The 11,282-nt window shown below is 73.0% G+C and carries 11 protein-coding genes; 8 read left to right on the top strand and 3 right to left on the bottom strand.

The window, feature by feature from the left end:
• Positions 1–359 precede the first annotated feature (359 nt).
• Genes ABD52_RS01520 through ABD52_RS01505 form a run of 4 tightly spaced genes read left to right on the top strand, consistent with a single transcriptional unit; the run spans position 360 to position 3,326 of the window.
• Entirely contained in the window at positions 360–836 is a 477-nt protein-coding gene (locus tag ABD52_RS01520) for a polysaccharide biosynthesis protein (RefSeq protein WP_013289269.1), read from the top strand.
• On the top strand, positions 836–1,417 hold the full coding sequence (locus ABD52_RS01515; RefSeq protein WP_013289268.1) for a glycosyltransferase: 582 nt from the start codon (positions 836–838) through the stop codon (positions 1,415–1,417). Before ABD52_RS01520 ends, ABD52_RS01515 begins: the two co-directional genes overlap by 1 nt.
• The gene (locus ABD52_RS01510; protein ID WP_013477470.1) at positions 1,414–2,415 is read left to right on the top strand and encodes a sulfotransferase; all 1,002 of its coding nucleotides are present in this window, start codon (positions 1,414–1,416) and stop codon (positions 2,413–2,415) included. Before ABD52_RS01515 ends, ABD52_RS01510 begins: the two co-directional genes overlap by 4 nt.
• Positions 2,412–3,326, top strand: a complete 915-nt coding sequence (locus tag ABD52_RS01505; protein WP_013289266.1) for a glycosyltransferase family 2 protein — start codon at positions 2,412–2,414, stop codon at positions 3,324–3,326. The genes ABD52_RS01510 and ABD52_RS01505 overlap by 4 nt, the downstream gene beginning before the upstream one ends.
• A 58-nt stretch (positions 3,327–3,384) precedes the next feature.
• Here ABD52_RS01505 and ABD52_RS01500 read toward each other — a convergent pair whose 3' ends face one another.
• Positions 3,385–5,019, bottom strand: coding sequence for a hypothetical protein (locus tag ABD52_RS01500; protein ID WP_047890495.1), 1,635 nt, complete (start codon positions 5,017–5,019; stop codon positions 3,385–3,387).
• 101 nt (positions 5,020–5,120) lie between these two features.
• Entirely contained in the window at positions 5,121–5,999 is an 879-nt protein-coding gene (locus tag ABD52_RS01495) for a 3'(2'),5'-bisphosphate nucleotidase CysQ (protein ID WP_047890494.1), read from the bottom strand.
• 198 nt (positions 6,000–6,197) lie between these two features.
• On the opposite strand from ABD52_RS01495, the gene ABD52_RS01490 reads away from it, so the two are divergent.
• A complete protein-coding gene (locus ABD52_RS01490) occupies positions 6,198–7,292 on the top strand; it encodes a PLP-dependent aminotransferase family protein (protein WP_013289263.1) in 1,095 nt (364 codons plus the stop codon).
• A gap of 344 nt (positions 7,293–7,636) precedes the next feature.
• On the top strand, positions 7,637–8,785 hold the full coding sequence (gene corA, locus ABD52_RS01485) for a magnesium/cobalt transporter CorA (RefSeq protein WP_013289262.1): 1,149 nt from the start codon (positions 7,637–7,639) through the stop codon (positions 8,783–8,785).
• 72 nt (positions 8,786–8,857) lie between these two features.
• Here the strand turns inward: corA and ABD52_RS01480 are convergent, their stop codons facing one another.
• Complete coding sequence (locus ABD52_RS01480; RefSeq protein WP_013289261.1) at positions 8,858–9,697, bottom strand: hypothetical protein; 840 nt, start codon at positions 9,695–9,697, stop codon at positions 8,858–8,860.
• 84 nt (positions 9,698–9,781) lie between these two features.
• Here ABD52_RS01480 and ABD52_RS01475 point away from each other — a divergent pair, with 84 nt between their 5' ends.
• Entirely contained in the window at positions 9,782–10,312 is a 531-nt protein-coding gene (locus ABD52_RS01475) for a peptidylprolyl isomerase (protein WP_013289260.1), read from the top strand.
• A gap of 25 nt (positions 10,313–10,337) precedes the next feature.
• Positions 10,338–11,279 (top strand): rhomboid family intramembrane serine protease, encoded by a 942-nt coding sequence (locus ABD52_RS01470; RefSeq protein WP_047890493.1) that lies wholly within the window; start codon positions 10,338–10,340, stop codon positions 11,277–11,279.
• Positions 11,280–11,282 lie beyond the last annotated feature (3 nt).

Here is an 11,282-nt window from a genome sequence, read left to right as displayed (position 1 = left end):
GCGTAGAAATGGCCGATCGGCGCTGACCATTCGGCGGGTTTCCCGGTGTCGGGCCCGACCTGTCCCCGGATAAGCCGGCGTCGCCGACGGCTCTCGTGCGGAGCGGTGACGGAATCCTGACACATCTCACTTTCTTCCGGTGGCCCGCCCCGGCGGCGCGGGGCGAACCGGGCTGACCTGGACGGTGGCCGGCCGGTGGGCATCCCGGTGACGGGAATCGAGAGGTGAGCCGACCGGCGAGCCAGGATCCGTCCAATGGCCCCTTCAGTTGCCCATGGGCGCGCCAGTAGGTTGTCAGGACGCGTCCGAGGGGCTTTCACAAAAATCCGGACGCGTCATCCGCGTACGGGAGGACTTTTGTGGTGAGCGGGTCAACCGAGGACTCGGGGCAGGTCCTGCTGGTGGGTTCCAGTGGCGGGCACCTGGCCCAGCTCCTGGCCCTGGAACCGTGGTACCGGGATCGGCGCCGCGCATGGGTAACCTTCGACACCCCGGACGCGCGCTCGCTGCTCGCCGGTGAGGACGTGGTCTGGGCGCACCACCCCACCACACGCAACGTCAAGAACCTGGTACGCAACGCGTTCCTCGCGCTGAAGGTGATCCGCCGGCGCCAGGTCGACGCCGTGGTCACCACCGGCGCCGGGGTCGCCCTGCCGTTCGTGGTGGCGGCCCGGATGCGCAAGATCCCGACGGTCTACATCGAGGTGTACGACCGGATCGACAGCGCGACGCTCACCGCCCGGCTCTGCCGCCCCTTCCTCTCCGCGATGCTCGTGCAGTGGGACGAGCAGCGCCGGATGTACCCGGAGGCCACCGTCGTGGGGAATCTGCTCTGATGGCGCACATTCCGCAGCAGCGGGACCGGCGTTCCGCGGCACCGTACGTGCTGGTCGTGGTCGGCACCGACGTGCACCGCTTCGACCGGCTGGTCGGCTGGCTGGAACGCTGGCACGCGGCGCGGCCCGAGGTCCGGCTGGTCCTCCAGTACGGCCACAGCCGCACCCCGGCCCTGCCCGAGGCCACCCCGTTCCTCGGCCACGAGGAACTCCAGCGGGCGATGGCCGAGGCGACGCTCGTGGTCAGCCACGGCGGCCCGGCCACCATCACCGAGGCGCGCCGCAACGGCCACCTGCCGATCGTGGTGCCCCGCGACCCGTCGCACGACGAGCACGTCGACAACCACCAGCAGCTGTTCTCCCGCCGTCTCGGCGCGGCCGGCATGGTGCGGCTGTGCGAGTCCGAGGCCGAGCTGCTCGCCGCGCTCGACGAGGGCCTGGCCGACCCGAACCGGTTCGTGCTGGCCGCCGACCCGAACCGCCCGGACCCGCGCGCCGAGGCGGTCGCCCGGGTCGGCGCGGTGATCGACGAGCTGGTGGCCCGGCGGGTACGACAACGAGCCGTCGGGCGTCGCGGATGAGCGCCCCGGATCCGGCGACGCCGCGGGTCCTCTTCGTCGGCGGCCTCGGCCGCAGCGGCTCCACGCTGCTGGAGCTGCTGCTGGCGCAGAGCGCCGACGTGTGTGCCGTCGGTGAGGTGGTGCACCTGTGGGAGCGGGCGCTCGGCGCCGACGAGCGGTGCGGCTGCGGTGAGCGGTTCACCGCCTGCCCGTTCTGGCGGCAGGTCGGCGACCAGGCGTTCGGCGGCTGGGCCGCTGTCGACCGGGACGACGTGCTGGCGCTCAAGGACCGCGTCGACCGGACCCGGCACATCCCCCGGCTGGCCAAGGAGGCGCTCCCGCCGGAGCAGCTGGCCGACGTGCGCCGCTACGCCGACCTGTACACCCGGATCTACCGGGCCGCGCTGTCGGTGACCGGCGCCCGGGTGGTGGTGGACTCCAGCAAGCACGCCTCGCTCGCCTTCGCCCTGCGCTGGGCCGAAGGGCTGGACCTGCGGGTACTGCACCTGGTCCGGGACAGCCGGGCGGTGGCGTACTCGTGGGGCAAGCAGGTGCGCCGCCCCGAGGTCGTCGACGGCGAGGACTTCATGCCGACCTTCTCGCCGTTCGAGGTGAGCAAGCTGTGGACCGCGCAGAACGCCGCGTTCCACCTGCTCGCCTCCCGGGCGAAGGTGCTGCGGCTGCGCTACGAGGACTTCACCGCCGACCCGGCCGGCACCGTACGCCGGGTGCGGGACTTCGCCGGCCTGCCGGACGACCCGGCGGCGCTGCGCATCCTGTCCGGAGCCGACGAGACCGGCGCGGCGCCCGAGCCGGCCGCGCCGTTCCGTGCGCACAGCGTCGCCGGCAACCCGCTGCGGTTCAGCGGCGGGCCGTTGACGGTGCGCCGGGACGAGGCGTGGCGGGACCGCCTGCCGCGCCGCAGCCGTGCCGTGGTCAGCCTGGCCACGCTTCCCCTGCGGGTCCGCTACGGCTATCTGGGCCAGCGGGGATCCGACGAGTCCGTGGAGAGAGCATGAGTGGGCCGAGCATCTCGGTCGTCGTACCGACGCGGGACCGTCCGGAGCTGCTGCGTGCGGCGCTCGACGCCATCCTCAGCCAGGCCCACCCGGGCCTGATCGAGGCGATCGTCGTCTACGACCAGTCCGAGCCGGACCGGTCGCTGGAGACCGACCGGGGTGACCGCCGGATCCGGGTGATCACGAATACCCGTACCGCAGGGCTGGCCGGCGCGCGCAACACCGGCATCGAGGCCGCCACCGGCGACTGGGTGGCGTTCTGCGACGACGACGACGAGTGGCTGCCCGGCAAGCTGGCCGCCCAGTTCGGGGCGCTCGACGCGCACCCGGACGGCGCGCTGGTGAGCTGCGGCATCCGGGTCAGCTACGACGACCGTACGGTGGACCGTTCGCTGGACCGGGCCCGGATCTCGCTGGAGGCGCTGCTGCGCGACCGGCTCACCGAGCTGCACCCGTCCACGTTCCTGATCCGCCGCGCCGCGTTGCTCGACGCGATCGGCCTGGTGGACGAGCAGATCCCGGGCAGCTACGCGGAGGACTACGAGTTCCTGCTCCGCGCCGCCCGCTACGCCCCGCTGGTGAACGTGGAGAGCCCGTACGTGCTGGTCCGGTGGCACAAGCGGTCCTACTTCGCGCAGCGCTGGGAGACCATCTCGACCGCGTTGCAGTGGCTGCTGCGCCGCTACCCGGAGTTCGCCACGGTGCCGCACGGCGAGGCGCGGGTGGCCGGTCAGATCGCCTTCGCGCAGGCCGCGATGGGCAACCGGCGCGACGCGGTCCGCTGGGCCCGGCGCACGCTGGCCCGCAACCCGAAGGAGCCGCGCGCCTACCTGGCGCTGGCGGTGGCGAGCCGGGCCGTGCAGGCCGACCGGGTGCTGCGCACGCTGCACAAGCGCGGCCGGGGCATCTGAGCCGTACGCGAGACGGGCGGGCGACCTCGGTCGCCCGCCCGTTCCCGTTCCGCTGTGATCAGGCCGTGCAGAAGGACTTCCACGCCTGGATGCTCGGCTGGTCGAGCAGCCGGAAGTCGCCCTGGCTGACGGTCTGGTTGTAGTACGCCACGAACTCCGGCCGCTGACCGTTGAGGAAGCTGGTCATCGACCGGATCCAGGCCGCCCGGCCGGTGCCCCCGTCACCGGGAACCAGGTCGCTGCCGGTCTCCGCGACGCCCCACGGCTTGCCCAGCGCCTTCGACTTGCTGATCATGGGGCCGTAGATCTCCTGCGGCGAGGCGTACCGCTTCCACTTCTTGCCCCAGTTGTAGCAGTCCCAGCCGAGCGCCTCGATCACGTCGCCACCCGGGTAGAACGCGTCGAAGCTGCGCCCGGACTTCGAGTCGAGCGTCCAGCACATCAGGATCAGCGTGTTGATCAGCTTCGGGTTGCCCGTCCGGTCGGCCAGGCCGGCGATCCGTTTCCACGCCGTCCGGTACGCCGTCGTGCTGAACGCGCCGCGCTCGACGTCGTCCTCCGGCTCGTGGAAGTACGACCAGTAGACGTTGTGCTCGCGCGGGATCGAGGAGAACCAGGAGGTCAGGCGGGAGTCGAACTTGCCGGTGTTCACCTCCTGCGGCGACGCCTTGAAGGACACCACGACGGTCCGGTCCACCACGTCGGCCCGGCTGCCGGACCACGCCGGCGGCAGGCCGGGGAAGAAGATCCGGGCCATCCGCAGCTTGCCGAAGGTCTGGTCGGACCGGGCCAGCGCCTGGCCGAACGTCTCCCCGCCCTGCACACCGATCGAGGCGCCGGGCAGCGTCAGTCGCGTACCGCTGAAGGCCGGCCCGGCGTCCGCGGAGGCCGACGGACGCGCCGAGGGCTTGCCGCCGAGACCCTGGTCGGCGCTCGGCGACGCACCCGGGGTGCCGGGCGTGCCGGGGCCCATCGAGGTGGCCGGCCCGACCGAGCCTGGCGTCCCGCCGGCCTGCCGTTCCGCCGCGTCGGGTCGCAGCGTGGCCACCGCCAGGACCAGTGCCGCCGCGAGGGCGACCCGCCAGCGACGACGGGAGCCGCCGGACGACGGCACGGGGGCCGGGGCGAGCGGCGGCGCGGGCGGCCGGCCCGGCCCGCCGGTGGCCGGTCCGTGCGGAACGTCCACCGGGGGCGGTCCGGTCAGGGTGGCGGTCGCCGTGGTGCCCGCACCCCAGCCCGCCTCGCCCGCCGGGCCGCCCGGCCCGAAGTCGCCCGCCGGTCCCCGGCCGGGCTCGTCGTGCGGCGCCCAGCCGGTGTGGCCGTCCGCCGGACCGGCCTGAGTGGCCCAGGCGTCGTCGTGCGGCTCACCCGGCGGCCAGGCGGCGTCGCCGTGGCCCGCGGGCCCGTGCTGCGGCCAGGGGCCGTCCTGCTGCGGCGCCCAGCCGTTCGTCGTGCCGGGAGCGGCGTCCCAGCCGGCCGGGTCGTGCCCGGGCCCGTCGTGGTGACCGGCGTCGGGCCGGTCACGCTCGGGCCAGGGCAGGTCACCGCCCGGGCGGGCCGGTGGTGGCGGTGGCGCGCTCTCGGCCTCCGGCCAGGGCAGCGAAGGGCCGCCCACCTGACGCGGAATGTCCTGACCCGGCCACAGGCCGGTCGGCTGCCCGAAGGCATTGTGCGGCTCTCGGTCGGCCGGCATGACCCTCCCTGGCTGTCGGCGGCCCGTGGTCGGGGCTCAGATCGCCACGCATACCTGCCCGACGATAACCCTCATCCACCTGGCCGTACGTACCGTGACACTCAGCCGAACGCCTCACCCTGGTCACCGGTGACGGTCGAAGCGGGCATCTCGACCCCGGTCCGGGCGATCGCGTCGAGCAACTGGTCGGCCAGTTCGGGCCGGCAGACCAGCAGATCGGGCAGCCGCGGGTCGGCCCGGTTGTAGCGCAGCGGCGAACCGTCGATCCGGGACGCGTGCATGCCCGCACCGAGCGCCACGGCGACCGGGGCGGCACTGTCCCACTCGTACTGACCGCCCGCGTGGACGTACGCGTCGACCTCGCCGGTCACCACCGCGCAGACCTTCACACCGGCCGAGCCCATCGGCACGGCGGTGGCGCCGAGCATCTCGACCAGCTCGCCCACGAACGCCGGCGGGCGGCTGCGGCTCACCGCGATCCGGATCGGCCCGTCGGACGCCTTCGGCTGCGGGCAGGTGGTGCCGAGCACGAGCGGCGTACCGTCCACCGTGGTCCGGGCCGGCATGCCCACCGCGCCGGCGACCAGGGCGCCGTCCGGGGCGGCGGAGCGCTGCCAGAGCGCCACGTGCACCGCCCAGTCGTCCCGCCCCTCCTCGGAGAACTCACGCGTGCCGTCCAGCGGGTCGATGATCCAGACCCGGTCCGCCTCGTGCCGGGGCGCGCGCTCGCCGTCCGCCCACGCGCGGCGCGAGTCGGCCTCCTCCTCGGAGAGCACCGCGTCGGCCGGCCGCAGCCGGGCCAGCGCCGCCGTCATCAGCTCGTGCGACGCCCGGTCGCCGGCGTCCTTGAGCGCCTTCGGGTCGGCGAAGCCCTGCCGGTCCCGCAGCGCGGTGAGCGCCTTGCCGGCCTCGGTCGCCAGCCACTGCGCGAACCGCTGGTCGTCGAGCCGTCCCGCCTCGTCCTCGGTCACGAGCCCCATCCCTTGTTCTCCCGGGTCTGCCGCGACCCGTCATCCTTCGGCGTCCGGTCGGACCGGCGCCAGCGTCCGTCGGATCGTAGACAGTCGCGAGGCGGTCTCGGATCCCCCGGAGGCACCGGTGGTCCGGCCGGCCGCCCGCATGTTGAACTTCGCGTGTATCGCGGTCGGACCCGCCGGGCCAGGCCCTAGGCTCTGCGCATGACCGCCGAGCAGCTGATCTCGTTCGCCCGTGGCGCGCCTTCGCTGGACATCGTCGATGTCGAAGGGCTCAAGGCCGCCGCCGTCCGCGCCTTCGACGCCGACCCCGCCGGGGTCACCGCGTACGGCACCTCCGTCGGCTACCCGCCCTTGCGGAAGTGGATCGCCGAGAAGCACGGTGTCGAGGCCGACCAGGTGCTGATCACCAACGGCTCGCTGCAGGCCGACGCGTTCCTCTTCGACCACCTGGTCCGCCGGGGCGACGCGGTGGTGGTCGAGCGTCCGACGTACGACCGCACGCTGCTCAACCTCAAGCAGATGGGCGGCGAGGTGCACGGCGTGACGATCCAGCCGGACGGCCTGGACACCGCCGAGCTGCGCAAGCTGCTGGAGTCCGGGGTGCGGCCGCGGCTGGCGCACGTGATCCCCAACTACCAGAACCCGGCCGGCGTGACCCTCTCCCTGGAGAAGCGCCGTGAGCTGCTGGACCTTGCCGCCGAGTACGACTTCACGATCTTCGAGGACGACCCGTACGCGGACATCCGGTTCCGGGGCGAGCCGCTGCCCTCGATGCTGTCGATGGACACCCGGGGCGTGGTGGTGCACGCCTCCAGCTTCACCAAGACGGTCTGCCCGGGCGTACGGGTCGGCTACCTGGTCGGCCCGGCCGAGCTGATCGCGGCGATCGCCAAGCGGGCCACCAACCTCTACATCTCGCCCGGCATGGTGGCCCAGGCGATCGTGCACCAGTTCTGCGTCTCCGGCGCGATCGAGGAGTCGATCCGGACGGTCCGTTCGGCGCTCGGTGAGCGGTCGGCGGTGCTGGCCGAGTCGCTGCGCCGGCACATCCCGGAGGCCCGGTTCGTGGAGCCGGACGGCGGCTACTTCCTCTGGGTGGAGCTGCCCGAGGACGTCGAGGTCGACCGCCTCGCCCCGGCTGCCGCCGAGCGCGGCGTGGCGGTGGTGAAGGGCAGCGACTTCATGGTCGACGGCGGCCGGCACGCGCTGCGCCTGGCGTACTCGGCGGTCACAGCGGACCGGATCGACGAGGGTGTGCGGCGTCTCGCCGAGGCGATGGCCGCCGTTCGCGGCTGATTTTCTGTCGGGTTTCTGACAAAAAGGCCCCGCTGGCCGGTTCGGCACTCCCGCCGAACCGGCCGGCACCCCCACAATGCTGCGAGTGCCGCTCACCTTCTGCCGGTGACCAGCCCGCACGCCGGATGACCGGCCGGGCCGGCGGCACGCCCAGCATCACTCCCGCCCCCAAGGGGTGCCGGGTGGGCCGTGTCGCCCCTCACCCCCCTGACGCGGCCCGGCCCGCCCGGCGCCGCCGCGTGACGCCCGTCGCAACCGCCCGTCTCCCGCACCCGCGCCCGCGCTGCGCTTCCCGCCGGTCGGCGTAACCTGCAAGCCGCAGCTCTAGGGGAAGGGGGCGAGAGATGACGGACCGGGTGGCACGCGACCGAACCGCCGGCACCGACGGCAGCCGGGCACTGCGCCCCCGCGCCTGGTCGGCCCCGGTCCGCGCGATGTCCCGCATCCTCAACGCCGACGGCTCCCCGCGTACGGCCCAGCCGGCCGGACCGGAGCGCAGCGGCATCGTCGACTGCGGGCTGTACGTCGACGGCGAGCGCCGCCCCGGCCACCCCCGGTACGCCGAGGCCCTGGCCGCCGCCCGGCAGGAGCGGGACGGCTTCGTCTGGCTCGGTCTGCACGAGCCGGACCTGGCCGAGATGACCGAGATCGCCGCCACCTTCGGCCTGCACGAGCTGGCGGTGGAGGACGCGGTCAAGGCCCAGCAGCGCCCGAAGCTGGAACACTTCGGCGAGATCGTCTTCCTGGTGCTGCGTACCGCCCGCTACTGCGAGCACGCCGAGCTGACCGAGAACTCCGAGGTGGTGGAGACCGGTCAGGTGATGCTCTTCATCGGGCCGCACTTCGTGATCAGCGTGCGGCACGGCGACGCCTGCCGGCTGGCGCCGGTGCGCGCCGACCTGGAGGCGAAGCGGGACCTGCTGCGGCACGGCCCGTGGGCGGTCGCGTACGCGATCACCGACCGCGTGGTGGACCTCTACCTGGAGGTGGCCGACCGGCTGGAGGACGACCTCGACGTGCTGGAGGCGGACGTCTTCGACCGGCAGAGCAGCGGCCGGATCCAGCGGATCTACCAGATGAAGCGGGAGCTGGTCGAGTTCAAGCGGGCGGTGGCGCCGTTGCAGCGCCCGCTGATGACGCTCACCTCGCAGGTCAACCGCGCGGTGCCGCAGGAGGTGCGGCGCTACTTCCGCGACGTGCAGGACCACCTCAGCCGCACGGTCGAGCAGGTGAACTCCTACGACGACCTGCTCAACTCGATCCTCCAGGCCCGGCTGGCCCAGGTCACCGTCGACCAGAACAACGACATGCGCAAGATCGCCGCCTGGGCCGCGATCGGTGCGGTGTGGACGGCGATCGCCGGCATCTACGGCATGAACTTCGACAACATGCCCGAGCTGAAATGGACGTACGGCTATCCGGGCGTCTGGGCGCTGATGCTCGCGGCGTCCTTCACGCTGTACCGCCTGTTCCGCCGCAACGGCTGGCTGTAGCCGCCCCGTACGCGCGGAAGCGCCGGCCACGCGGGGTGTCCCGCGTGCCGGCGCTGATCCGACGGTACGAGGTCAGCGGCGACCGCCGGCCTTCGCGGCGTTCTTGCCGGCCTGCACGGCCTTGGTGATGTCGTCGGCCGGGCGGCCGGAGGCGTCCCGGGCGCCCTCGGCGACGGAGGGGACCTGGTCGTTCGGGTGGATCACCGGCTGGCTGCCGGAGGTGGCGGTCGACGCGCTGCTGCCCTTGGCCACCGCCGAGGAACCGGCGCCGGTCGGGCCGGCCTGCGTCACCTTCGCGCTCGCGTCCGGGGTCTCCACCACGATCGTGTCCACGTCCTCCCGCATCGGCTCCAGTTTGTCGTGACCGGTCGTGCCGAGCGTGCCCGTCGCGCCGAGCGTGCCGGTCGGGTCGTACTCGGCCCACTCCTGCTGCTCGCGGCGACGGCGCATGGCCATCGCACCGGCCAGGCCGGCGACGGTGCCGGCCACCAGCAGGCCCGCGGTCATGCCCCGCGACCTGCGCTGCTTCTTCTTTCCGGCCTTCATGTTCTTCGCCTTCTTCGTCATCGCGGACTGCTTCGCGGCCATCACCTTGCGGCCACTCGACGCCTTGCCGGCGGCCTCGACCCGGGCGTTGCGCACGGCCAGCAGCACCGGCGCGAGCGCCGCGGCGGTCGACGCGAACCCGCTGGACGCGCGGTCCCGGACCAGGACCGCGGTGGGCGCGACGGCGACCCGGGCTGCCTGGACCCGCGGGCCGACAGTGGCGCCGGCCCCCTTCGCCGCGTGCGTGGCGGCCTGCCTCAGGTGACCGATGCCCTGGTTCAGCTCGACCCTCGCGAGCTGGCCCTGGGTCTTTCGCCGCCCGATTCCAAACACGGTCCCACCTCCTGGGAGTTGTTCCTTCGTCATCCTCCACCTTCGAATGCCTCCGCATGGCCAGATCGGGCACATGGGAGGATCCGCAAGGAACTGAACTACGAGTGAGGAGTACCCGTGGCCGAGGCTGTCTACGCCACCTTGCACACCAACGCCGGCCCGATCCGGCTGGAGCTCTTCCCGAACCACGCACCGAAGACCGTCCGCAACTTCGTGGAGCTGGCCGAGGGCACCCGGGAGTACATCGACCCGCGTACCGGTCAGCCGGGCAGCGGGCCGTACTACGACGGCACCGTCTCGCACCGCGTGATCAGCGGTTTCATGATTCAGATGGGCGACCCGACCGGCACCGGCCGCGGTGGCCCGGGCTACAAGTTCGCCGACGAGTTCCACCCCGAGCTGCGCTTCGACCGGCCGTACCTGCTGGCGATGGCGAACGCCGGGCCGGGCACCAACGGCTCGCAGTTCTTCATCACGGTGTCGCCCACGCCACACCTGAACAACCGGCACACCATCTTCGGTCAGGTGGCCGACGAGCAGTCCGCGAAGGTGGTCGACTCGATCGCCAACACCCCGACCGGCCCGAGCGACCGGCCGATCCAGGACGTGGTGATCGAGCGCGTCGAGATCGAGCACAAGCAGTCCTGAGCGGCACGCGGGTACCTTTGCTCGCATGACTGAGCGCTCCGGCCAGCCAGGCGACGCCACCGGGGGTCCGGTGCCGACCACTCCGGTCTGCTACCGGCACCCCGGCCGGGAGACTTACATCCGGTGCACCCGGTGCGACCGGCCGATCTGCACCGAGTGCATGCGGGACGCCTCCGTCGGCCACCAGTGCCCGGAGTGCGTCGCCGAGGGCCGCCGCAGCGTGCGGCCGGCGCGTACCGCCTTCGGTGGCGGTGCCGCCGGCCGCCAGGGCAACGTCACGAAGGCGCTGATCGCGCTGAACGTGGTGATGATGCTGCTGTCCATCCTCTCGGCCCGCAGCGGGACCGCCGTGGCCGGCGGTGGCCTGGGCGGCCTGATGGGCAACGGGACGCCGCTCACCGAGTGGGGGGCGGTGCTGGGCCTGGCGCGCTTCCCCGACGGGCACGTCGGCGGGGTGGCCGACGGCGAGTGGTACCGCCTGGTCACCGCCATGTTCCTGCACTACGGCGTGCTGCACCTGCTGCTGAACATGTGGGCGCTCTGGGTGCTCGGCCGGACGCTGGAGGCGGTGCTCGGGCCGCTGCGCTTCCTGGCGCTCTACCTGCTCGCCGGGCTGGGCGGCAACGTCGCCGCGTACGTCTTCACCGAGCCGAACCGGTTCACGGCCGGCGCCTCGACCGCCGTGTTCGGCCTGTTCGCCGCCGTCTTCGTGATCATGCGGCGGCTCGGCCGGGACACCTCGGCGATCGTGCCGATCCTGGTGATCAACCTGATCTTCACGTTCACCGTGCCGAGCATCTCGGTGGCCGGGCACCTCGGCGGTCTGGTGGCCGGCGCGCTGGTGGCGCTGGTCCTGGCGTACGCCCCACGGTCGCGTCGCACCCTGTTCCAGGTGGCGGGCTGCGCGATCGTGCTGGTCGCGCTGATCGGCCTGACGCTCGTCCGGTCCGCCGCGCTGCTCGGCTGAGCC

Origin of the sequence: Micromonospora sp. RV43 (genome assembly GCF_001029515.1) — a bacterium.
GTDB classification, from domain to species: Bacteria; Actinomycetota; Actinomycetes; order Mycobacteriales; family Micromonosporaceae; genus Micromonospora; species Micromonospora aurantiaca.
The sequence above is the reverse complement of the archived record's forward strand: the minus strand, read 5'-3'. Positions and strand labels throughout refer to the sequence as shown.